Below are 23,782 nucleotides of genomic sequence, written 5' to 3' on the forward strand. Positions count from 1 at the left end.
CACTTCAAAAAGAGGTCCTATGTTTAGCACCATTATTGACAGTATTGATTTGGAAGAGCCATTGCATTGGCTTAACCGCAATAACACCCAACGCGTGGCGGCAAATATGAAACGGGCACTTAACGGTGCGCCGCATATTCAGCAAACCGTTATACCTGCAGGTATTGCATTAGAGCTGGGTACCAAAAGTGGCTGGATGCATCGCCTAGATTTTAATGCGCTGCAAGCCCACGCTGCATCAACACTCACGGCTTTTACTATTAATCACGATGGCAACGTTATTTATGTGGTGTGGGATAACACCCAAGCTAACGTGATCACCGGTGATGATTTGGACGATGAGTTTGGCGAATACCCGTTACTCACCAATGTGGTTTTACGATTTTTAACGCTTTAGCATGATTAACACAGGTGGCACATGACCATTACCCGAGCAGATTTAAAAATATTCAAGCCTGAGTCACTGGGTTCTAGTGATGACGCGGGCGGCCAGCGTACTAAATTAGTGGTGAAGTCTGGTGAGCTTAATGAGCTATTTAGAGCGATTTCAGATATCGACCATTCGCAATCTGCGGTTGATATTGTCAAATGTTACCCCGCGCTGGATACCACAGGCACTGAGCTGTTGCTTAATGGTCATGTTTTTTTCAGTCAAAAACCAACAGACCCTTTGGTGAGCATGTTGTTAGCTGAGTCAAATGAGTTTGAAGATGCTGACCGCATGACAGACATGGTAGAGATTTTAGAGTCATCCGTTAAAGCTGGACAGCTGGTACGCAATCGCTTAATTGGTTTGTTGGCGGGGCAAGACTCGTTTCCTCGCTCGTATTTGCAGTCTATTTATCAGTTTAACGGTAGAGACTACTATGAAACGGTTCGGTTAAGCCAAGGCCAAGTGATTGTTATTTCTGTTGAGTATGAGGGTAATGAAAATGCGCTGTATCCACGCTTTGAACATTTTTGTGAAGTTCAAGAAACCGTAACGGGTGGCCAAGGTGGGCAAGTGTATTTTAAGCCGGCTATTCCGTTTAATACGCCAAACTTTGACGTCACTATCAATGGTGAATCTGGTTGTACTAAATTGCGTTATGTTAGTGCGAACGATGGCATTAAATACCATGGCGTGAGTGAGCTGACCGCTGCTGCAACGAGTGAAATACTTGATGTTGGCGCAACGGTAACAGAGATGTTACCCAAGGTGCGTACCATTTCATTAAGCGCAGGTAATGCATTAGCGGGAGTGTCGGATTCGCAAGGCGGTAGTGTTACTGTTGATAATGCTGGGGTGTATGCTCCAGCCCGCAAAACCTTAGTTTTACCCAGTGTGAAAAATCAAAACACCTATATTTTTGAGATACCTGATTTGGTTAATTCCCCTTGGTTTGCTGAAAACAACAAACAGGCGGTGAGTTACAGCGGCGCGTTTGGTCAGTATGCCAACATCTTCATTACTGGTACCACGGTTACTGTTATTTTTACGGGCATCAACATGACGGGAAATAACAGCATTGCGGTGTCGTATTATCAAGCCAGTAAGTACCAGATTTATGCCAGCAGCAATACGTTTCCTGTTAATAGCATTTTGACGAAGGATTTTTTTGCGGGTGAAGTGGATTTTATTAATTCGAGCTACAGCAACAGTAGTGTGAGCTTAGGTAATTTTAGTGCCGATGACATTAGTGCAATCCCTATCATTGAATTAAATCAGACCGTAATTGGTTGGATTAATGCCCGTACTGGTGTGGTGACGAAGGATGTGGATTTTCGGGGTGATTTCACCTTAACCTATGGCTGTTTGTTAGCTAAAACTGAACCCGCTAGCGGTGGCGATGTGCCACCTGGTGATTTAAGTGTGACGTTTGTTCTTACCAGTCCTGAGCCTGTACTGGATAGCTTTTATGTCACTGTTTCGACCACTTCTGAAACCTTGCTGAGTGCTAGCGCCGATTCCAACGGCATTATTACCGGCACGGGAGTGACTGGCAGCATTGTTAATGGCGCGGTATCGCTTGAGTTTTCGCAACGAGTGATATTAAGCACCCTACGTTATGACGTAACCGAAACGGTGACACTTTCACCCCCTCCTGAGCTTTATGGCCTAAACCCACTGCGGATTAAAAACGGTGGCGTAGTGGCGTGTTTTACAGCCTGGACCAACATCAATGTGCAACATAGCCAAACCCAAGTAATCGTTAGCCCTGCGGTTGACCAAACTTTATCTGTACGAGTAAATGCGCGATTTGTCGATATTACTGACGCCAATGGGGCCAGTTTATGGACACTAAATAACACGCATTACAGCGTGGTTAAAGAAACGGGTGTTGTGACACTGCACAGTAATTTTAGTGGTTTTGAAGCGCCATTTTTACTGACAGATAGCATCGGTGAATTAGCTTTGGTTGTAGAGGTGCAGCCCAATACTTTGGTATTAGCCGCGCCATTAAGTCAGTCGTATCCCATTGGTTCTGTAGTGTCTAGCGTTCAAGATTTAGGTGATTTACAAGCGCGAGTCGGTGCGGTTCGTGACATGACTGCATGGTCGAATAATTGGGACCAAGATGGCACCAATACCACAGCTAGCTTGAACGTGGTTGATTACCCGATTGAGGTGCGTAACGACACCGCGATTAACGAAGATTGGGTGTTGATTATGACTAGCCCAACATCATTTCGCTGTGTGGGTAAACGTTTAGGTCAAATTGCCACTGGCGATATCGTCAATGATTTCGCTCCAATAAACCCACTTACACTTGCCCCTTATTTTATTATTCGCCAGGGCGCATTTGGTGGCGGCTGGCAAGCTGGTGAGGCTATTCGTTTTAGAAGCTACGCCAGTTCAAAACCCGCCATGTTGTTGCGAACGGTACAAAGTGGTCATACACAAATTACAGAAGACCGTGCGGTGTTGTCATTCCGTGGTAATGAATCGTAACGCTCGATATTAATAAATTATAAGAAGGGGTATTAAAATGGGATTACCAGTAACGGTTTATCGCTGGGATGATGCGGGTGCACCGCAACTTGTTGAAAGACGACCATCTGAACTTATAACGATTTTAAAAAAATGCTTGGTTGAGGGTTATGGAACTAAATCACCATTAGGGTGGACTGCACCATTTGAAGATGTTCAGAATAGAAAGATTGTTTTTAGAAACTCACCCACTGACGGTAGTGGTGGTGTATTGCGATTTGCGGATTTCAATACGGATGATAGGGTGGGTGGTACGGTAATTTACACTCATGGTAAAATTGCAAATAGTGTAGATGAAGTGCTACCGCTTCACGTTTATAATTCCATCTTTGCACAAACTGTAAATAACACACAGTGGGTGATAATCGGTACGTCGAGATCGTTTTATTTAATAGTTAATAACACCTCTAAACCTATGGCGTCAGGTACGTCTGGGTCTGGTACTTGGTGGTTTGGTGATTTAGACCCATCGCTACCTTATGACCAATCAACAATGATGGCATTTTATGCATCAACAAATAATACAGGTGGTACTGGTTGGAATTTATCACTAGATTATTTGGGTAACGGTTCAGGGCAAGTCGTACTTGGTGACGCCAACAACGACATATATTCAGCGGAGTACCAATTGTATTTACCGATGGATGGTGCAAAACTTTATTCTCAAACGTCAGCTTCTAACTCGCAAGGTGTACCCGTTACAAACCTATTTCTTGCCCCTGTATTGGTGAAATTAAAAACGCTTAACTCAGGCGCCAAGGACGCTTTTGATACACTCATACGGTTCAGCGAGAGTAGACCTGTGATTCGTGGCGCTATAGCTGGGCTGTATGAATTTGCACAAGGTGGATATAGTGACCAACCGTGGCCGCAAATTCATACTCAACAGGGTCGTAGTTATTGGATTATCAGGCAAGGTCACGTTGGTTCATGTAACGTATGTATTGATTTGGACACTTGGTATGAATAGTTTAATACTCAAACTAACAAAGGGTGCTGACCATTTAAACGTTGGGTTACTGACCGTTGATATTGATGTTGCAGCGAGTCGTTTGATGATAATTGACCGAACTACTGGCTTGGTTATGAGATACATGGAAGTACCACCGTCAAAGACTTTTCAAACTGTGTTTAATTACGAGTACGCATTAACTAATAAAATTATTGTCGGCATTATTGATATGAATGGTGTTTATGCGCTTCAAACAATTGACGCAATTAAACTAGAACCTGCGGTACTCGGTGAGTTAGACATATGGTAATTATAAGGTTCAGCAGACCTTACGCGTCTAGATTGTCACCCATTGTAATTAGGTTTGGTGGTGATATTGAACCACCATTACCTATCGATAATAGCATTGGTATTGAATGCGGTATGGTGTGGCGCAAACCTATCGCTATTGAAAAACAAACGGTATTAACTGAGGTGGCAAGTCATTTAGGTATCGAGTTAGACGTATCTTGGACGTTAAACAATGGTACCGAACAAACGATTATGTCAGCTTGGGCATCTAAAGCATCAGAAGGTATAAGCTATGGTTTAAGCTGGAAAGTTTTACCACTAACCCGCAAAGACTTTGCGATTAGTTGGGCGCTACCAACGAGCCATCAAACCTCTATTGATATTTTATGGAAAACAACAATAATTCATCAAACTGATACCGTAATGCGTTGGTTAGATGTTGCAGCTGAACGCTTATCAGTAAGTTTGATATGGCATGATGGCGCAGCACAACATATTCAGCATACATTACGTTATAAAGGAATACGTAGCGGCACTGAACACCTTTTAAAATGGGGCCCGCATGCAGCACGCTGGATATGTTCGACTAAATATCGCCCACCAGTGGGTGTAGTGAGTATTCGTTTTAATGATCCATTTACCCCTTTAACCAGCGCGGCAGTCAATCCGATTATTATCCGGTTCACACCCTCACCAGAGTATTGTTACTTTGACGACGGTGGCGGGTTAATTGACTCAAACCCAGTGTTACCCAATCTTGATTTTAAAACCCCCATTGAACCCCAATTGCGCAGGTATTATTTAATGCAGCCAACCATTACGTGTATACGCTTGTCTGACAACGTGCCGATTGTGATCAGCAATATCAGTATTAGCCGCAGCCGTGGCCAGTGGGCCAGCTCGGTGAGTATCGATTTTTCAAGCCGTATCGATGCCTGCCGCGCTGAAAACCAACTGCTTAAAGTCGGCATTAACGGCTATGAGTTTTATGTTTTACTTGAGCAAACCAGCGTAAACAAAGTGTTTGGTAACGCGACTTATCGCGGAACAGGCCGCAGCCGCAGCGCCGAACTGACTACGCCATATGTATTGCCGATCAGTTATACCAATTCAACATCACGCAGTTATGCCGGTTTACTTTCTGACATGCTGCAGTTTACCGGTTGGACTATTGAGCTTAACGGCATTGTTGATTTTAACGTACCTGCAGGCGCATTTAGCGTTGGTAATAAATCGCCTATCGATGCAGTGCAAGAAGCGGTGACACAATTGGGTTGTATGCTGTTATCCGATGATGAAACCAAAGCATTAACCGTGGTACCACGTTGGCCAACAGTGCCGTGGTTAATGGATACTGCGACACCTGATTTAACCTTGCACGATGCGGTGATCACCAGTTACAGCGAGTCAAAAGAAATCGGTACCGAGTGTAATGTGGTTTGGCTTCGTGGTGAGCAGCAGGGCATAAGTGCAAAAGTAAAACGTGCTGGCACGGCAGGCAATATCGCAACTGATGACATTAGCGCTCAACTGATTGTTGATAATCAGGCCGCTAGAACAGCCGGTACTAACGCACTGGCCGACACAGGCAGTAAGCTTAATATCAATATGAGTTTACCGATTCTGGCCGACTTACCACCCGCAACACCTGGTATGTTGATTGGCGTTCGTGAAGGTGTGAATGTGTTCAAAGGCACTTGTGATTCCGTCACTATTAGCGCATCGGTTAGCGACACTGGCGACATTGATGTAGAGCAAACCATCACCGTCGTTCGTCACGTTGCCTAGGCTGTTGTATCAGAAATAGTATAAGGAATCGTAATGTTAAAGCAGTTACAACAAAGCCTAAGCTCCCCGCGTTTAATTATGACGATTAATGTGGCGAATACCGATGGAACGGTTACCGCCACCACTGCCAGCGGCCACACCCAACGGGTTATTGGCTCTGGCAGTATTGGTGATCATATCTATGTTCAAGACGGCAGGGTGCTAGGGACAGCACCTGATTTGGTGTTTGTAGAGATAGAGGTATAGGTACTAAATATCACAGTTTAAATCAGTTAATAGTCTGTTTAATTTTTTGCTTAAAATCACATCGTTTTTATGAGTAGAGTCTACAACCTTTCTTGTATTATCAATGAATTTCAAGTTATATGAATAATCTTTGAATTGCTCAATATCAAGCAAACATGTAATTTGCATTAAAAATAGCTCTGGAATTGTATGTTGTTAGTTTTTTTATGTTAACTCAGTAATTTTTCAAAAATTGGCTACATCAATGATGAAATGGTAGTAGGTATTTCAGTTATAAAAAAAGCCACCTGAGGTGGCTTTTTTTATTTGAGAAACTTAATTACTTCTAAGCATTTAAGTTTTCGTTTGCTATTGCTTGAAAATTTACGCTTGGTAGCATAATGGGTTCGAAGCCAGCATTCAGTAAAGTATTGCTAAGAAAACTGCGCATAAATGGATACGCAATTGCTGGAGCATTAACTTTAGGGAAAAGTCCGTTGCGGAACTCTTCTGTCATTTCTTCATCTAAATCGAATGTAGCAACATACTTTAATTCCAACGTATGGGTTGATTCGCTTGTTACAGAGCCTGCTGCGCATATATCAATGCTGAGCTCAAAAAACACCTGAAACGTATCATTGCTTTGCTCACTAAAAGCGCACCCAAAGTTCAGACCGAATCCATCTTTCGGCTCAAATGTACTTTCTACTTTTGAGATACTAAGCGAATCTACGAATGTTGTTTTAAGTTGTAAATTCATACGTTTATGCTGCCATAGCTAGGCTTTCAGTGTAAGCATCATTATGGAATTCGATATTAATCGAAATACCGTTACTAACCTTAATTTTTACAGGTTGGAGAACAATAACCAAAGGCTTGCATTTGATGTTGAATTCAAATTCTTCAAGGTACCGATAAGCGAGTGGGCCTTTAGCTTTATACGAATTAAGTTCTTGTAGTAAAGCTTCAGGTGCTGTAGTCGCAAGTTCTTTTTCAAGCAACTCTAGACGTTCTTCAAAACTAAGCATGTTTAGCCCCCTTAAATTAACTAGTGAATCGTACTTGAAACTCTGTTGGTTCTTCAAAACCGACGAGCTGTATACGATCTCTGGCTTTTTCAAAAACGCACATCTGTTGACGAGTTACTAGGTCTATTTTTTCGCTTCTTTGAAACTTTGAATCTATAAATCTCATAGTTTCAAGTTTTTTTCCATCTTCTGCTTTAATTGCAGAGTAAGGGAACATGTTCTCTCTTCGGCGAAAATAGCTAATTACTTGATGTACGGTAATTTTTTTTCTTTCAGCTAGCTCAATACTTTCTAACAATGTATTTTTTAATTTAACGAATTCTAGCTGGTGTTCTACGTTACCGACTAAGTCTAGAAGCTCTGTGCTTCTGCAGAGTTCTATCTTAAACTCTCCGATAACTCTTGGTTGTTTACTAAGCCATTCTTTAGCCCAGTATGGTGAATCCGTCCAGAAGTAGAAGCCTTCAGTTAACCATTGATTCTCTCCATGCCCACTTCTAAAAGGGATATTACTTACTACATGTTCGTAGCCACCTTTATTTTTACAAGTGTGAAATCCTTTATAAATTTGCTGAGTCATATGTGAGAATAGTTCGCTATTAATCTGAATTGTCTTCAGGAAGGCTGTAGTATTAAAATATACCCTATCTGAGGACCCGCACTATACATTATCTAGATTACTTAAACAATTCTCAAGGTGTCTATATTTTCTTCGTTTTAATCAATAAATACATAGATTTTCATGTTAGGTACACTTCAACTATAACATGTCAAAAATATTAAAATAGCCAAATTAATTATTAGTCGATGCAGTAAGTAGTAAAAAGATTTTTCATTAATTTATTTTTGATTACTGAAAACATCCCTTTTATATCCTATATGGCCTTATTTTTAAACATCCTTATCATGCAAACGCTTGGGGTATAGCTCGGTATAAACCTGCCAAAGAGTATTAATGTTCCTATGCCCAGTTACTTGCGCTACTTCATCGATGGTGTAACCTTTTTCAAATAGCCGGCTAGCCCCTTCACGCCGTAAGTCATGATAACGTAAATCCTCTATACCCAATTCATTTCTAACCCGCTGAAAACCTGCAGCAACAGACCTTTCGTTATACGGGAATACCCGCGCATCATTGCGTGGTTGCTTTTGTAGTATTTCCCACGCCCCACCTAATAACGGCACTAGCATGTGATTACCTGCTTTTTTACGCGGGTCTTTACGATTTCTAACGGTTACTGCTTTTTGCTGTTCATCAACATCATCCCACGTAATTCGACAAACCTCGCCAATCCGCATACAGCTTAAAATAGAGAAGTCCAGTAGGTCTACATATGGAATGTGCGCCATCCTCTGGTTTGAGCGTTCCTGCAAACCCACCTTTAGCTTATCTATTTCGTTTTCAGTTGGACGCCTAGAACGTCTTGCTGATTTGCCAATCAAGTTTTGGCTGTGCAGCAAATCATACGCTTCAATTATCGGTAACTCTGACAGCGCGTAACCATAACTCGCCTTAGCCATTTTTAAGCACCACTTCAAATAGCTAACATCGTGCGACACCGTAGACGGCCCAGTCCCTGAGTTGATTCTATTTTTACAGTGTTCAACAATATGATGCGACTTAATATCGAACGCGTTCATTTTACCAATGTCGCTATCGGCCAACATATTCAGCACATAAAGTTTGGTGCGTCCAATCTGCACGTTGGGGTCTTCAATATACTTACCAATCAGCTCATGCAACAAAACTGATTTTAAAGGATCAGGTATGCCATTCGACTCGAGATTAAAGGTTTCTTTTTTTCCCCAGGCTTCCGCTTGCGCTTGCTTTGTAAAAGTACGGTGATCACTGTAAACTATCTTGCCTTTTTTTTTCACTCTGACAGAGCACTTGTATCGAATAGTGCCATCAGCACGAGTTCTCGGGTCTATTACATAAAAAGCCATTTTGGGGTACCCAGTCCTATTTATTTGGATACCTCACAGGATACCCGACCACTTTAAAATGTGCAAAAATGTATTAAAATAACTCAAAATGTGAGAAGTATGAATTTACAGAATACTGATGCAAAGCCATATGCACCAAGGGTTACGCTAGATAGGACGTTCAGCATAGCGCCTATGTTAGATTGGACAGATCGCCACTATCGTTATTTTGCTCGCTTAATGTCTGCTAATACTTTGTTGTACACAGAGATGGTTACTACGGGTGCCATTATATACGGTAAAGGTGACTACTTAGCTTACAACGAAGAAGAGCATCCGCTGGCGTTGCAATTGGGTGGTTCAAACCCCAAAGACCTGGCTCATTGTGCCAAGCTTGCTGCTGAGCGCGGTTATGATGAGGTGAACATCAATGTAGGTTGCCCGTCTGATCGTGTTCAAAACGGCCGTTTTGGTGCCTGCTTAATGGGCGAACCTGAATTAGTCGCTGAATGTGTTGATGCTATGAAGCAAGTAGCGGATATTCCTGTTACCGTTAAAACCCGTATTGGCATTGATGATCAAGACAGTTATGAGTTTTTAACGCGATTTGTTGAAACTGTCAGTGCGAAAGGCTGTACCGATTTTACGATTCATGCACGAAAAGCTTGGCTACAAGGTTTAAGCCCAAAAGAGAATCGTGAGATCCCACCACTGGATTATGCTCGTGTGTATCAATTGAAGCGTGATTTCCCTGCACTTAATATCAGTATTAATGGCGGCATTACCAGTTTGGAACAAGCTAAAATACATCTTCAGCATGTTGATGGCGTGATGGTTGGCCGTGAGGCGTATCAAAACCCGTATATCTTAGCCCAAGTTGAACAACAGCTTTTTAACAGTAATGCGGCGCAATTAAGTCGTGAAGAAGTGGTTGAGTTAATGTTGCCGTATATTGAGCGTCATATTCAGCAAGGTGGACGATTAAATCATATTACTCGCCACATGATTGGTTTGTTCCAAGGGTTGCCTGGCTCAAGAAGCTGGCGCCGTTATTTAAGTGAAAATGCTCATATAGCGGGCGCTGGAATTGAAGTGGTGCGAGGGGCGATAGCCTTGATGGATGAAAATGCCCCTGAAGTTGAACAGTAAAAGTAATAAGTAGCCCCTTAATTAAGCGCTCATAAGAGCGCTTTTTTGTTGCTAAAAATTCTATTAACGTCAGCTCAAATAACGATATTACACCGAGTTGCAGTCACGCGCTGAAGCAACTTGCTAGCCAGAAATATCACAATCTTCATAGGTAATAAGCCAAATGTGTATCTTACATATTTCAGCTTATTCATCCTATTACGAAACCCAAATTGAAGTGACTTAGTAAAATTGACCAACCATGTGGTTAATTTTACTAATTGTTTGTTTTTTATTCTCAAGCATAGTTTGAAATAGACGGGATATTAACTTTTATATTTATTTACCCTTTATTTTTCAGTCGATTAGTATCTTTTTAAAAAGTTGGCACGGTGTTTGTAATACTAAGTCTGTCAGCAGCGAAAAACAGATTTCACTGTAAACTAAACAGAAAAGGAAGACATCATGTTTATTTCAAATTCAACAAGTCGTTTAAGTCGTATCGTTGGTGCAACAGCAGTCGCATTAGTTATATCAGTAAGTAGTTTTACTGCGCAAGCAGATGACCTTATGGTTCAAGATACCTTCACAATGCTAGAGCAAAATATTTCAAAAGCTAGCCAAGATTTAATTTTATCAGCCAAGCAAGAGTTTGTGTTGTCATTAAAAACTCAAATAGCTGAACAAATATTTAACAGCAGTTTTTATCCAGAAGATAAAGCCATCGCGAGTGAAGTAACGGAGCGCTCAGTCACTACTGTTGCGAATAAGAAGTAATGATGTTTGCTGAGCAACTAGGCTTGGTTATGCCCTTATTAGCCATAGTGTTACTGCCCTTTGTGAGTTTTATTTGTTGTGCAGTTATCGCTCACTTGCTGACCAAGTTGCAAAATCAAGCTTAGTTTAAGTGGCTGTTAGTTAATGCCGTTTGGCTAGAATCATTAAGATGTTAAGGAGTATTATGGATAGAATAATTGCAAAACTAGCTGATAAATCAAAGATTATTTGTGGAGTGTGTCATTACCTGGCAAAACAATTTGGTTGGTCGGTTATGTGGACAAGAGTCGTGAGTGTATTGGTATTGTTTGCTAATCCAATAGTGTGTCTATTAGCCTATATTGTGTTAGCTATAATGGTGGATAAAAAATCAACTCACTATTAAAGACTCTCTAGTTCAGTGCTTCTTTTAAAAAGCTCTGCCGAACAAGCAACAGAGCGACCGGTTATTGAGGCATCATAACCACTGAATTAGAGAGTGCATCTATAAAATGACGGTTTCAAATAAGCCATATTTTACAGCTTTATCCCTCTTGTTATGATTATCTATTTAGAAATGCTTGAAACATTTTCTTAGCTTCATCACTTTTTAATCGTTGTCCAAAGTGAGTTAATTCAAGCTGCATTTGTTGTTTCACCTGTTGCTGGTTATATCGCAACAATTGTCGTGATGCTTGTAAGGACTCAGGCGGCTGACTCGCCAACTTTTTAGCCTTAGTTAATGCAAAATCAATCACATCTGTTTCAATTACTTGATTGATAATATTTAATTCAGCAGCGGTTGTCGCATTAAATGCATCGCCAATTAAAATAAGTTCAGCAGCTTTTTGCTGACCGACGATTAATGGTAATAATAGGCTTGATGCAGCTTCTGGCACTAATGCTAGACTTACAAAAGGCATTTGAAATTTTGCGCTATTGTCGGCATACACTAAATCACAATGCAGTAATAATGTTGTGCCAATGCCAACCGCCGCGCCTGATACTGCCGCTACTAGCGGTTTTTTTAATTCCAGTAAGCACATTAAAAATTTTACGGTTGGGTGATCACTATTGAGGTCGCCACTTTGCAAAAAATCAGCAATATCATTGCCAGCGGTAAAGCAGTTTCCTTCGCCATGTAACAGAAAGGCACGAATCTCATTGTTGCTATCGCCCTCGATAAGGTATTCTGTGAGTTGTTGATACATTGCTAGATTAAATGCATTACGTTTTTCTGGGCGATTGAAGCTGATGATACGTACACCTTGTTCATCACGCATTTTTATAAGACTCATTCGTTGTTTCCTTTGTAAACACGAGCAGGGATTACATGGAGTTTAAGACATTGAAACCAATATTCAAACAGCTGTTTAATTTTTTAGCGCTAACGTCTTTATCATTTACTGCAGCAGCAAATGTGATTCTAGTAGATGGGCACGTGCGCGCAATGCCAGCATCTGTGCCAAATACAGCCGCATATTTAACATTAGAAAACCATGGTGATAAAGCGGTTAATTTAGTAGCAGTAAAAACAGCTATTGCCAAAGAAGCACAACTGCACACTATTATTGAAGAAAATGGCATGGTCAAAATGCGTCAAGTCGAGGGCTTAGCTATTGCTTCTCATGGGGCGCTCAGTTTAAAACCGTCTGGCGATCACATTATGATATTAGGCTTGAATAAGCCATTAGCGGAAAATGATAAGGTAGTATTAACATTGATATTTGATACTGAACAGCAATTGCAGGTTGAATTGCCTGTATTAAAACAAGCTGGTTCTGAACATCAAGATAATAGCGAACATCATCACCATCATTAAGGAGTCATATTGATGCTATTTACAAGGAATAAAGTTTTTGCCGCCGGCGCTTTAGTCGGTTTAATAGGCTATTTTGTTAGCGTTTGGTGGAGTATAGAGCCAGACCCTATTGAACCCGTTTCTATGCAAACAGATCAAGGAAAGTTGATTACAGGATATGCGACAACAAACTCCTTGATTGCCACAATGGAAACCTTACTGGATAAACCTGGTGGCTGGTTAGCCAACGATATGATGCCGCCGTCGATATTTATGGATAATATGCCGGCATTTGAGTTTGGTGCACTGGAACAGTCACGTGACTTAGCATTGGTTATGCGTAAAGAGTTTAGTCGCTCGCAATCCCAGTCTACCGCCGATACGGATTTATCATCAGCACATTCCAAACTAAATATTGAGCACACGAGTTGGTTGGTACCCAGTGCTGAAAGTGAATACCGTGATGCGATTAAATTACTTAAGCTATACCAAGCCAGAATAAGTGATTCAGGCAATACTAACGCGCAATTTTATGCCCGAGCAGATAACTTAAACGAATGGCTTAAAGAAGTACAAAAGCGTTTAGGCAGTATTTCTCAGCGCTTATCAGCGAGTGTTGGTCAAGATAGATTGAATACCGATTTAGCCGGTGATACCGCAGCTCGTCAATCGACTCCTTCAGCAATGAGTGCAGAGATTAAAACCAGCTGGTGGAAAATTGATGATGTGTTTTATGAAAGCCGCGGTTCGGCATGGGCATTATTAAACTTTATGCGCGCTATTGAAGTTGATTTTGCCGATGTATTAGAAAAGAAAAATGCCGAAGTCAGCTTACGTCAAATAATTCGCGAGTTGGAAGCCACTCAGCTAACTGTGTGGAGCCCGATGGTGTTAAATGGTAATGGCTTTGGTTTGGTCGCTAACCATTCATTAGTGATGGCAAACTATATATCGCGTGCCAATGCAGCGGTAATTGATTTAACTAATTTACTTTCTCAGGGATAACAATGAACAAGACTCTTGTAGCAACAGCCATTTTCGGTTTGTTAAGTGTTTTTTCTGCACAAGCAGCAACCGTAGTCGGCTTTAAAGTCGGTGGCGATTTATGGCAAACTGACGCAGCAGGTACGTTTAATGCCGACAGTAATGTTGGTAATGCAACAGGTCCAGCCCAAACCTACGACTATGATTCAGAAACCCAGGGCAGTGTGTGGTTAGCGATTGAACATCCAATTCCAATCGTGCCAAATCTTAAAATTCGTGAAAATCGTCTAGAAGGCTCAGCTTCAAAAAATAGCAGTGGTTTTTATTATAACGGAATAAACTTTGATGGTGCATCACAGGTTTATAACGATCTGAGTAACACTGATTTTGTCTTGTATTATGAGATTTTAGATAACGATATTGTGTCTCTAGACTTAGGGGCCGCTTATAAAAAAATGAACGGTTCACTTCGTGTTGACGGTTTCGCTGGTGAAGAGTTAACACCCATAGCCACACAACGCGATATCGACAGTGGCGTTGTTATGGGGTACGGCAATGCACACGTTGGTGTACCAGGGTTAGGGCTTTTTGCTTTTGCTGACATCATGATAGGTCTTAATGAAACAGGTGTACACGATTACAGTGCAGGTTTGGGGTGGCAGTTTGATAGCATTGCCTTAGATACGCTTTTGCGTGTTGGGTACCGTGATTTCAGTTTTGATGTAAATGGTTTTTCTGGTAGTAGCCAGGATATGCAATTTACCGGTGTATTTGCGGGTGTTGAGCTAGCATTTTAGTCCGCAGTGGCCACATTACTGCACGATAAGTATTGGTCACTTTTAAATAGGCTATTTGCATAACATATTGAGTAAGCCGGATGTCGTTTAACGATGTCCGGCTTTTTTTAGCATCAAATAAGGTTAACTATTTGTAATTGCAAAGTCAGCGTTCAAATTCCGCATCTATTAAGCAAAGCGGTTTTCAGGCACAATAGCGGCAAAATTTGGCTCGCATCTTTCACGCTCATTTAATTAGCCCGCTTTTATGGCTTGACGTAAATGGGGTGGCACAACCTAGGACTCATTATGACGCAAATTACTCTCACAACCCCTGATGACTGGCATTTACATTTTCGTGATGGCGACATTTTACAAGAAACCGTGCCAGCCACAGCACGCCTATTCCAACGTGCGATTGTCATGCCAAACCTTATGCCACCAGTCACTACAGCCCAGATGGCCGTTGATTACCGTGAGCGTATCCTTGCTGCACGTCCTCAGGGAAGCAGCTTTGAGCCCCTAATGACTTTATTTTTAACCAACAGCACTACAGCGCAAGACATCATTGATGCAAAAGCCGTTGGTGTTGTGGCCGCAAAATTATATCCAGCAGGTGCCACAACGAACTCTGATGCCGCGGTGAAAGCATTAGATGCATTGTTTCCAATTTTTGAAGTGATGGCTGAGCAAGGAATGTTGTTGCTTATTCATGGTGAAGTGACTGAATCACACATTGATATTTTTGATCGCGAGAAAGTCTTTATTGATCGCTACCTTGCTCGTATTGTCGAAACCTTGCCACAACTTAAAGTGGTGTTTGAACATATCACCACCAAAGAAGCCGCTGAGTTTGTTGCTGCTGCTTCATCTAATGTCGCAGCCACCATTACCCCACAGCATTTATTATTAAACCGTAACGATTTATTAGTCGGTGGTGTTCGTCCGCATAACTTTTGCTTACCGGTCTTAAAACGCAATATACATCAGCAAGCGTTGCAAGCTGCTGTGGCAACGGGCTCAAGTAAGTTTTTCTTAGGGACAGACTCCGCGCCGCATGAAAAGCACCGTAAAGAATCGGCTTGTGGTTGTGCTGGCTGTTACAGCGCCTGGAGCGCATTAGAGTTATATGCCCAAGTATTTGATAACTTAGGCGCATTAGATAAGTTAGAAGGCTTTGCTAGCTTACACGGTGCTGATTTTTATGGCTTACCGCGTAATACTGGCACCGTAACCTTGGTAAAAGAAACCTGGACCGTGCCAGAAGAAATTATTTTGCCTAACGGTAACCCTATTGTGCCGTTTTTTGCCGGCCAACAAGTGAATTGGAAAGTGAAATAATATGATGTACTAAAAATATTGCCACCTCATTTGTAGGCAGCTTTTAAAGCCGCCTGCAAATGAGTAAGTTGTTTTTTTTAAATATAAAAATCATTCTTCTGTCATAACTCGTTTACCATTACCATCTACTACGAGTAAGTAAGAACTGCTAATGTTACCCGTACATAAATCAATGGTATTACCTGCCACTTTCAAACTGTTAGCGCAGTTACTAACTGCTAGATAATCAGTCACAATACCTTTTTCCGTAGTCAATATGGCTGTGTCGTCAACAGAGACATCGTAATTACCATTTGCAAATAAACGTACGTTGAATACATCAGGAGTATTGTGTTGCTTTTTGTTTATCGCTGACAATGTGCTGCTACCTGACGATTCCCATGCGATGACCCAAAGATGATTACCATTACTTAAATTGGTCGTTATACGTTTTTCTTGATTAGCATTGATACTGTCTTTAACGCCTAAATTAACCATATTATTAATGGCATCGTAACTATAGTTGTAGACACTACTTATATCATTGGCTTTAACATCGCTTGAAGCGATATTCTTGCTATCAAATAGGCCAGTATATCCTGTGCTTATATTTCTTTTACTAACATGAAAATCAGCCATATAAGCCAGTGAATTTATGAAAGACATCTTTACAGTATGAGTTAATTTTTCATCCAACTCATCAGAGTTTCCACTGCAGCCACTCAGTACTGCGGAAACACTTACTATTAATGCAACAATAATCCCTTTATTACCTCTGTTCATAGAATCTCCATAGTGTCTCAATATTGTTGTGGTTAAAATTCAGTTAGTCATTGCTTTGCGTTTTAATACTTTTGACTATTTAGTCATTAAGCACGGCATTGCAGACGGGCTAAATTTATAAACAAAATGCTAACACACGCCGACAAGAACAACTCTCAGCGGTTGTCAGCTGCTGTCAGATATTGTCACGAATTGTCTTTAGGTTCAGAGGGGAGGGCAATTTTAATTTCAATTTATAAAGTCGTATTTGTTTTATATTAATAGTTTAGATTTTTTGAATGATGGTGTTTACTATGATGGCAGGCTTAATTTCACCAGCCGCTAGAAACAAACAAATAACCTTTTGTGCGAATCGTTTTAATTTTAAATGGATTACGGGCGTTATCCCCCAGTTTTTTTCTAAGTTGGCTGATATGATTATCGACGCCACGCTCAATACCATCGTAGTAATGACCTTTTACTTGTTCTACTAGGTCATTGCGGGACAATATATTGTCTGCATGTCTAGCTAAAGTGACTAACAGATCATATTCACCATCTGTGAGTGGGATAGGCTCATCACTTAAGATGACACTTCGCTTTTGGGTATCAATCGTTAGTTGCCCGAAATTCATACACACATTGGGCTGCTGATGCTCATTGGGTGCTTCAGTTGATAACTCCCGCCTTAGAAAGGCTTTTATTTTAGCCAATAATAAACGAGGCTTGACGGGTTTTAGTAAATAATCATCTGCGCCGATTTCAAGCCCTACAATTTGATCTATTTCTTCTTCTCTGGCAGTAAACATTAAAATATAGCCGTTATATTTTGGCCTAACCTCACGGCATACGGTCAAACCATCTTTTCCTGGTAGCATGATATCGAGCATAACTAGTGCAGGTTGCCATTCCAGTATGTGTGATACGGCTTGCACTCCGTTAGAGACGATCTCTACCTGATAACCTTCATATGTGAGGTATTCCTGAATAGATTCCGCTAAGGGTAAGTCATCTTCTACCACTAAAATTTTTGTCTTCATCACTTGTTCCATATTCAACTCGCAATGAGTCATGATGTTTTTTCTGGCCAATCGAGGACAAAGCGTGCACCTCCTAAAGCGGAAGTGCTAACGCTAGCGGTTCCTCCATGCCAATTTAAAATTTGCTTTACAATTGCCAGACCTAATCCTGTGCCACCCTTTTGTAGATTACGGCTTTCATCTTCGCGATAAAATGGCTCAAACACTTTATCTCTTGAAGCCAAGGGGATACCAGTGCCATCATCTTCGATGAATAGCATCCACCCAACACGCGACTTTTGGTAGCTTATTTGGATTTGATTTTGTCCGTATGCTATTGCATTCCTAATTAAATTGCAGATAGCGCGGCTCATATAATACCGGTCAATCATGGCATTACAGTTACCCTTTTCAAGTAAAATAATTGTCATGTTTGGATTAGCTTCTTGCCAGGTGATGAGCTCTTGTTTCAACCAGTGCTTAAGTTCAACAGACTCAAATGTCAGTACGGGCATTTCTCTATCAAATCGTGCATGTGCAAGCATTTCTGAAACCAATGAATTTAACTCATTTAATGAAAACTCAATACGGTCTAATTGCTTCAGTTGATAGTCATTTTTAGTGCTGTTTCTGAGTAGCTCGAGATTAAATTCAATCCGTGCAATAGGCGTACGCAGCTCATGGGAAACCGCATTAATAAGGTTTTTATGTGAAGAAATTAAACGCTGTATTTTCTCCGCCATATGATTAAATGTTTTTGATAAATGATTCAAATGACTAAAGCGGATCAGTTTGGCACGAGTGTCGAATTTACCTTGGCCGAGTAATATCGCAACTTTATCAAGACTGAGCATAGAGCGCCACGCAGGTATTAGCCACACAACAATAGGCACCAGCAGCGATAAGCTAAATATCAAATAAAAGATACTTAACATGTACTGTACTTTACTTTTTAGTTCGGGACTGAATGGTCCTAATACAATGACCTTGTCACTGTTAGCAATACGCTGAATAACAATATCCGCTGGATAGCCAATGAAATCAGAGTCGGCAGTGGATATAGCAATAATACGTCCTTCATTTAAGTCACTCATTTGTGCTTTGCTATAATTTAATTCACTCATGGTTTGCAGTGAAACGGGATGTTCAAAATTATCGCTAATAGAACCCATAAGGGATGGCCAGTTCTTTTCTGGCTGTCCTGCTAACCTTTTATGAATAAGATAGAATGAGCCCATACTCCAACGCTGTGCATCATTAATTAAATATTTAGGTACAGTATTCGGATTAATCACGACTAACATCTGTTCACTGTCTATTTTTCGGTATACCAGATCAGTTAAAGGATCCCCCAACACTTTATCCTGCTCAAGCCATTGTTGTTGTTCGATGGAAAAGTCATTTTTTTTGAATTCTTGTAAAGAAAGTTCAACGCCAAAATTAGCCTGTATGGTTTGTAAGTAGAGCGCTCTTTCTTGTTTGGGTAACGGCTGTAATTGCTGTGCAAGTATGTTGGTAAAACCTGAAGTTAAAAACTCTAAAGCCCATTTTTCTGTTGGATGTCTGATATGACTTTCAAACAGCGGAATGATGAAAAGTTGAATGCCCACCACTGAAAAAATAACAATCATGGCTAAAGATAATAATGATTTTTTCATGAGTAACCTGTGATCGAAAATAGATATCTATAACTGATTGTTTTGTATAGGTAATTTGATAAGGAAGGAGCGTTGCAGATATTTTCTGAATCGATTCATCTTCCTGATTGATATGCGCTTCATTTAACACGCAATAATGTGCGCGCCATCCTTTTAACGCTGCATAAATACATTGTTACCTTGGCTTTACTTTAGCTAAGATAGCTTGGGACTTTAAGCCTGTCTACTAATTTGACCTTGTTAAATCATATTTATTAGTAGGTTACAAATGTTGTATTTTTTTCTATTGAAAAATGTAGTTTATATTTTACTTTCAATTATTCTTTTTAATATTGATGGGAAGTTCGGCGAAGGCCCAATATATACGGAAAATATCTATAATCTACTGATGATTAAACGGGTTAACTAAACTGGTTTATATTGTTCGCAGACCTAAGTAATGCAGGATGTCTTTATTATATGGAGTAATTAAAAGCCATCTTCTTCAGTAGATGGCTTGATTTCTATTTATGATCTAGTTGATTAATAAGCTTGGAAAAGGTTATCACCATAATAACATGGCCACCCAAAATTATTGCTTGATATTACGTTTGGGGATAACGGTAATTTTAACGACGATATCTTTAAATTAGTCGTCGATGATAAAGTTATTACAGACGGTTCAAGTCCTCAAAGAAAAGTCGGCCCAATATCTGTGCCTCTCGCAGCAGGTACTCATACGTTCAAATTAGTTGGTATACGTGCTGAAGATGAAATTGGAACCTATTATATCGAATTTGCTGGGAATGTAGTGTCAGTAAATGGCGATGCATTAGAAGGTAGAGATTTACTCAAAGACAGTGTGAAGACCTTTACCGTTGTAATCGGTAACACCACTCAAAAAATCTTTCAAAACAGTGAACCACTGCTTTATTTACAACAAGAGTAGACCCTCGTATTATTAACAAACTAACCTAGGTGCATCACCGTCGATGCCCTTGGTTTTATTATATTAAAAAGGATGTCCCATGCTCTTAAGGAATAAGATTGTTTTTCTTCTCGCCATATTACTTGGCTCCCATAATGCTTTGGCAAACAGTGATAAAAGCCTTGATAATGAATTAGGCCAACGCTGCTTAGGCACGCTTGATTTTATTAAGAGCCAAAATTTGTCAGCTTTTATGGCAGAAATGCCACCAGAGTCAACAAAGGGCGAAGAAAAACGATTAGCAAAAATATTAGAACGTGCGCATAAGCGTAGGTTTGGTAAAGGTGAGCCTCACACAGTAAAGATTACAGGGGTTAGCTACGAAGATGCACCAAAAGCAAAGCAGGAAAGATTTGCTGCAATTGAGTTAGCAAAAATAAATCTCTACATTGAAAGTGACTCATTAACATCTTATGTTAGATGTAAATACATGAGAACCGCTGATGGCTGGTTTTTATCTTCACTGCCCTAATCAATAAATAATTGTTGTTAGCAATGAGTGACAGCTCCATTTACAACAAGAATAGATCCTCTTACCATAAACGAGCTTACCAAGGTGCATTATCATCAATGCCCTTGGTTTTATTATATCAAAAGAGTGCCCCATGCTCTTAAGGAATAAGATTGTTTTTCTTCAAGGGATATTACTTGACTTCAATAGTGCTTTGAAAAACAGTGATAATTAACAACAACTAAATGCGTAACCAATAAGCTAACCGTAATACAAGGACGTCGTACATGGAGTATTCGCAGCTACCCAAACAAGCGCAACGATTTATAAAGCCTGCGGGTTTGCCAGATAAGGTACGCTTGCCTACCAAATATCATTATATTTTTCGCGGCTTCGCAATATTAGGTTTATTGCCATTATCTGCTTCTGTATTAATGGCGCTAACACTGAGCGGAGCAGAACAAACTTTCTATCAGGTTGTCACGTGTTTACTGTGTCCTCCTCTATTGCTGCTTGTCTTTCTTAAGCATCATTTGATACTGGATAATCAGACCCAGCAACGCTTTGTACAATTAACCATCTTAGGCTACCACGGCAAAAAGTCACATCTGGCACCGCTGCAATCGACAGAGTTGCTATTACGCCATAATAGTCATAACAGAAGTCAGTTTGAGCTTAAATTGCATGATATTGTCTATCCCATCGGTGACTTAGCAGACACCAAGCTTTTAGCGATGTTTTTTGCAAATTTATTTAAGCTCACAGCCAAAGAGCAAATTAGCGATTTTCCTCATATACATCAACTCACTTTCGACTCGGCAACTGGCAGTGTTAGTCGTGAAAAAATACCAAATACTTCGAACAAACAAGCCCAAGTCGAAAGCAAACCTTGTGCTGAAGTAACACTGTCACAGGCACGACACTCGCTGGATAACAACCAAAAAAATCAATCAGCAGTTCCAATTAACAGTGCGCCATTTATCGAACCACTTTTGCAGCCTAAATTGGTAATACGGATTTTTTATCCTTTGCCATTTTTAATGGTATTTGGCTTTATCATGAAATATGTGGGGAGTTTATAAACATGCCTTTTAAACAACTTTCTGCAAGCAAAGCAGTCATAGCCAACACTCACACGCATATTATCACTCGACGGATTTTTGCAGGTCTATTGGCCTTTTTGGTTCTGTTTGCGACTGCAGGTTTTGAACGCTGGTCAAACGATGAAGTTTTTATTTGGTCACTTGTCGCTTTGCTCAGTTGGCACTTTCTCTTTTTCCGTAGTTATGTTGAGTTTGATCTAGATAAACAATTAATCACCAACCACGTCAGCTCTCTTTATCCTCTGAGTCAACAGCTGATCCCAATACAAAATATTAGTGCATTTCAAATCCGTCGACGCCTTGGTGATTCAAAAGGCTATGAGTTATGTATTGTATTGGATAGTCAAATTGAGCCGCTGAAGTTTGACTATGGCAACCTGTCACACATAAAGAAAACTGGCCAGCAACTCTCACAGTTTTGTATGGTTCCCTTACTATCGGACGTATCTTAATGGTATTTACAATATGAATGAACCTTGGATGATAATAACATGGCCACCCATGATTACTGGCTAAATATCAAGCAATAACTTACGCTTTATTTACCCTTCCTAAATGGTATTTGAAGATTGCCAGACCAAGACAAACTATCGTTAGCTTAGAAGATACACCTTACTATCACTGCTGTTCGCGTGTGGTGCGTAATAGAAATAACATGGCCACCCAAGATTGTTGTTCGTTTGATTGCTTAAGAACTTACTGCCCTAAAACAGCATGGCTATCCATAGTTTCTAAATAACATTTTCACCCTAAATTATTGCCATCATAGACTAAGTTTATGTTGCTATGGATGCTAGAATTCATATTAAACTGCTGATAGTAATGGAAAAGTAAGTGCCACTATTGTTTTTCTGACAATGCTATGGTGTGCTCACTTACATTGGAAGTGACACTTATTACTACCACACATATTCCCGAGGTCGTTAAGTCTGAACCAGTCGATATTTATTAATAATAGAGGGGGATTTTTAGTCTATATTATAGGTGTTATTGGGTTATTCATTGCACTCAGCTTCTCTGCGGTAAACGCTATCGATATTTAAATGAAAAAGCATTATGTTGTTTTATCAAGCCATGAGTTGCTTAATCATGATAATTAATCGTAGTAAAAATGCTGTTGGTTGAAATTAAATATGGATAAATGGGGTCAGTTACTGATGTATTGAAAATGTCTCACAATTAAGGGTTTAAAAATGGTTCTGAAGTTAACGAATGTCGTCAAACATGTTGTATTGAGCTGCACCTTAGCCGGTTTGTTTACGGTATCAGTATTTGCGCAAGAGATTAATGTGCTTGATCAAAACGGTAAAGGGCTCGAAAACATGGTGGTGTATTTATTACCCAAGCATTCTGTTAGCGCTGAAGGCGTTGATAACAAAAAAAAAGCTGAAGTCCATCAAGTTGATAAACAGTTCTCACCTTATATTACCGTGGTGCAAAAAGGTAAAGATGTTGTGTTTGTGAATGAAGATGATATCACTCACCACATATATTCTGCACTTGGGCCTAAACGATTTTCATTTAAACTACGCACGGAACAACAGCAACAAATTATCAATTTTGAACAAACCGGTCATGTGTCAATGGGGTGTAATGTTCATGATTGGATGTCTGGGCACTTGTTGGTGGTAGATACTCCTTTCTATGGGATAACTGATAAGCAAGGTCGAGTGAGTTTTGACCACATTGCAGATGATGAATATCAAGTTATTGTTTGGCACCCACAACTTAACATGCCGAATAATCAAATATCTGAAACCAGGCAGTTAGTCGCCTCTCAAGCGCAAGTTGTGCCGATAAATGTTGTTGCTGATTTTGATGATATTCCAGAACAACGTAGTCTAGATGAATTTGAATTTTTAGAAGGATACTAACA

At 40.3% G+C, this 23,782-nt stretch carries 26 protein-coding genes and 1 pseudogene; 19 read left to right on the forward strand and 8 right to left on the reverse strand.

Annotation, left to right across the window (positions count from 1 at the left end):
- The first annotated feature begins 19 nt into the window (after window positions 1-19).
- The 6 genes from FJ709_RS02980 to FJ709_RS03005 are packed head-to-tail and all read left to right on the forward strand — an operon-like array spanning window position 20 to window position 6,248.
- Window positions 20-397 (forward strand): hypothetical protein, encoded by a 378-nt coding sequence (locus FJ709_RS02980; protein WP_226413310.1) that lies wholly within the window; start codon window positions 20-22, stop codon window positions 395-397.
- Between the two features lie 21 nt (window positions 398-418).
- Window positions 419-2,932: a hypothetical protein gene (locus tag FJ709_RS02985; protein WP_226413312.1), complete on the forward strand. Its 2,514-nt coding sequence runs from the start codon at window positions 419-421 to the stop codon at window positions 2,930-2,932.
- Between the two features lie 37 nt (window positions 2,933-2,969).
- Entirely contained in the window at window positions 2,970-3,941 is a 972-nt protein-coding gene (locus tag FJ709_RS02990; protein WP_226413314.1) for a hypothetical protein, read from the forward strand.
- Window positions 3,934-4,233: a hypothetical protein gene (locus FJ709_RS02995; RefSeq protein WP_226410561.1), complete on the forward strand. Its 300-nt coding sequence runs from the start codon at window positions 3,934-3,936 to the stop codon at window positions 4,231-4,233. The genes FJ709_RS02990 and FJ709_RS02995 overlap by 8 nt, the downstream gene beginning before the upstream one ends.
- A 32-nt stretch (window positions 4,234-4,265) precedes the next feature.
- Window positions 4,266-6,002 carry a hypothetical protein gene (locus tag FJ709_RS03000; RefSeq protein ID WP_226413316.1) on the forward strand — a complete coding sequence of 579 codons (1,737 nt, stop codon included), beginning with the start codon at window positions 4,266-4,268 and terminating at the stop codon, window positions 6,000-6,002.
- A 33-nt stretch (window positions 6,003-6,035) separates the two neighbouring features.
- Window positions 6,036-6,248, forward strand: coding sequence for a hypothetical protein (locus FJ709_RS03005; protein ID WP_226413318.1), 213 nt, complete (start codon window positions 6,036-6,038; stop codon window positions 6,246-6,248).
- Window positions 6,249-6,573: 325 nt separating this feature from the next.
- Here the strand turns inward: FJ709_RS03005 and FJ709_RS03010 are convergent, their stop codons facing one another.
- The 4 genes from FJ709_RS03010 to FJ709_RS03025 all read right to left on the reverse strand — a co-directional run bounded on the left by FJ709_RS03010 (window position 6,574) and on the right by FJ709_RS03025 (window position 9,202).
- Window positions 6,574-6,987 (reverse strand): protein-export chaperone SecB, encoded by a 414-nt coding sequence (locus FJ709_RS03010; RefSeq protein ID WP_226413320.1) that lies wholly within the window; start codon window positions 6,985-6,987, stop codon window positions 6,574-6,576.
- A 4-nt stretch (window positions 6,988-6,991) separates the two neighbouring features.
- Window positions 6,992-7,255 carry a hypothetical protein gene (locus FJ709_RS03015; RefSeq protein ID WP_226413322.1) on the reverse strand — a complete coding sequence of 88 codons (264 nt, stop codon included), beginning with the start codon at window positions 7,253-7,255 and terminating at the stop codon, window positions 6,992-6,994.
- A 16-nt stretch (window positions 7,256-7,271) separates the two neighbouring features.
- The gene (locus FJ709_RS03020) at window positions 7,272-7,835 is read right to left on the reverse strand and encodes a hypothetical protein (RefSeq protein ID WP_226413324.1); all 564 of its coding nucleotides are present in this window, start codon (window positions 7,833-7,835) and stop codon (window positions 7,272-7,274) included.
- A 311-nt stretch (window positions 7,836-8,146) separates the two neighbouring features.
- Window positions 8,147-9,202, reverse strand: a complete 1,056-nt coding sequence (locus FJ709_RS03025; protein WP_226413326.1) for a site-specific integrase — start codon at window positions 9,200-9,202, stop codon at window positions 8,147-8,149.
- A 99-nt stretch (window positions 9,203-9,301) separates the two neighbouring features.
- Between FJ709_RS03025 and dusA the strand changes: the two genes are divergently transcribed.
- From dusA to FJ709_RS03040, 3 genes are all read left to right on the forward strand, one after another.
- A complete protein-coding gene (gene dusA, locus FJ709_RS03030) occupies window positions 9,302-10,330 on the forward strand; it encodes a tRNA dihydrouridine(20/20a) synthase DusA (RefSeq protein WP_226413328.1) in 1,029 nt (342 codons plus the stop codon).
- A gap of 444 nt (window positions 10,331-10,774) precedes the next feature.
- Complete coding sequence (locus FJ709_RS03035; protein ID WP_226413330.1) at window positions 10,775-11,086, forward strand: hypothetical protein; 312 nt, start codon at window positions 10,775-10,777, stop codon at window positions 11,084-11,086.
- A 184-nt stretch (window positions 11,087-11,270) separates the two neighbouring features.
- A complete protein-coding gene (locus tag FJ709_RS03040; RefSeq protein ID WP_226413332.1) occupies window positions 11,271-11,471 on the forward strand; it encodes a PspC domain-containing protein in 201 nt (66 codons plus the stop codon).
- A gap of 157 nt (window positions 11,472-11,628) precedes the next feature.
- Here the strand turns inward: FJ709_RS03040 and FJ709_RS03045 are convergent, their stop codons facing one another.
- Complete coding sequence (locus FJ709_RS03045) at window positions 11,629-12,363, reverse strand: enoyl-CoA hydratase-related protein (RefSeq protein ID WP_226413334.1); 735 nt, start codon at window positions 12,361-12,363, stop codon at window positions 11,629-11,631.
- Window positions 12,364-12,398: 35 nt separating this feature from the next.
- Here FJ709_RS03045 and FJ709_RS03050 point away from each other — a divergent pair, with 35 nt between their 5' ends.
- The 4 genes from FJ709_RS03050 to pyrC all read left to right on the forward strand — a co-directional run bounded on the left by FJ709_RS03050 (window position 12,399) and on the right by pyrC (window position 15,967).
- Entirely contained in the window at window positions 12,399-12,887 is a 489-nt protein-coding gene (locus FJ709_RS03050) for a copper chaperone PCu(A)C (RefSeq protein ID WP_226413336.1), read from the forward strand.
- Window positions 12,888-12,899: 12 nt separating this feature from the next.
- Window positions 12,900-13,871 (forward strand): DUF2333 family protein, encoded by a 972-nt coding sequence (locus FJ709_RS03055; RefSeq protein WP_226413338.1) that lies wholly within the window; start codon window positions 12,900-12,902, stop codon window positions 13,869-13,871.
- 2 nt (window positions 13,872-13,873) lie between these two features.
- On the forward strand, window positions 13,874-14,647 hold the full coding sequence (locus tag FJ709_RS03060; RefSeq protein WP_226413340.1) for a TIGR04219 family outer membrane beta-barrel protein: 774 nt from the start codon (window positions 13,874-13,876) through the stop codon (window positions 14,645-14,647).
- Window positions 14,648-14,935: 288 nt separating this feature from the next.
- Window positions 14,936-15,967, forward strand: coding sequence for a dihydroorotase (pyrC, locus tag FJ709_RS03065; protein WP_226413342.1), 1,032 nt, complete (start codon window positions 14,936-14,938; stop codon window positions 15,965-15,967).
- A 90-nt stretch (window positions 15,968-16,057) separates the two neighbouring features.
- Here the strand turns inward: pyrC and FJ709_RS03070 are convergent, their stop codons facing one another.
- From FJ709_RS03070 to FJ709_RS03080, 3 genes are all read right to left on the reverse strand, one after another.
- A complete protein-coding gene (locus FJ709_RS03070) occupies window positions 16,058-16,729 on the reverse strand; it encodes a hypothetical protein (protein WP_226413344.1) in 672 nt (223 codons plus the stop codon).
- A gap of 311 nt (window positions 16,730-17,040) precedes the next feature.
- On the reverse strand, window positions 17,041-17,748 hold the full coding sequence (locus FJ709_RS03075; protein ID WP_261300023.1) for a response regulator: 708 nt from the start codon (window positions 17,746-17,748) through the stop codon (window positions 17,041-17,043).
- A 29-nt stretch (window positions 17,749-17,777) separates the two neighbouring features.
- Window positions 17,778-19,385 (reverse strand): ATP-binding protein, encoded by a 1,608-nt coding sequence (locus tag FJ709_RS03080; protein ID WP_226413348.1) that lies wholly within the window; start codon window positions 19,383-19,385, stop codon window positions 17,778-17,780.
- Between the two features lie 574 nt (window positions 19,386-19,959).
- Here FJ709_RS03080 and FJ709_RS03085 point away from each other — a divergent pair.
- From FJ709_RS03085 to FJ709_RS03105, 6 genes and pseudogenes are all read left to right on the forward strand, one after another.
- A complete protein-coding gene (locus tag FJ709_RS03085; RefSeq protein WP_226413349.1) occupies window positions 19,960-20,313 on the forward strand; it encodes a hypothetical protein in 354 nt (117 codons plus the stop codon).
- A 139-nt stretch (window positions 20,314-20,452) separates the two neighbouring features.
- Entirely contained in the window at window positions 20,453-20,824 is a 372-nt protein-coding gene (locus tag FJ709_RS03090) for a hypothetical protein (RefSeq protein ID WP_226413350.1), read from the forward strand.
- Window positions 20,825-21,090: 266 nt separating this feature from the next.
- Complete coding sequence (locus tag FJ709_RS03095) at window positions 21,091-21,885, forward strand: hypothetical protein (RefSeq protein WP_226413351.1); 795 nt, start codon at window positions 21,091-21,093, stop codon at window positions 21,883-21,885.
- Window positions 21,886-21,887: 2 nt separating this feature from the next.
- Entirely contained in the window at window positions 21,888-22,358 is a 471-nt protein-coding gene (locus tag FJ709_RS03100) for a hypothetical protein (protein ID WP_059746163.1), read from the forward strand.
- 116 nt (window positions 22,359-22,474) lie between these two features.
- Window positions 22,475-22,549, forward strand: a pseudogene (locus tag FJ709_RS19655) (transposase); the annotation flags it as partial.
- A gap of 550 nt (window positions 22,550-23,099) precedes the next feature.
- Complete coding sequence (locus tag FJ709_RS03105; RefSeq protein WP_226413352.1) at window positions 23,100-23,780, forward strand: cupredoxin domain-containing protein; 681 nt, start codon at window positions 23,100-23,102, stop codon at window positions 23,778-23,780.
- Window positions 23,781-23,782: the final 2 nt, after the last annotated feature.

It is taken from the genome of Shewanella glacialimarina (genome assembly GCF_020511155.1).
Taxonomy (GTDB): domain Bacteria; phylum Pseudomonadota; class Gammaproteobacteria; order Enterobacterales; family Shewanellaceae; genus Shewanella; species Shewanella glacialimarina.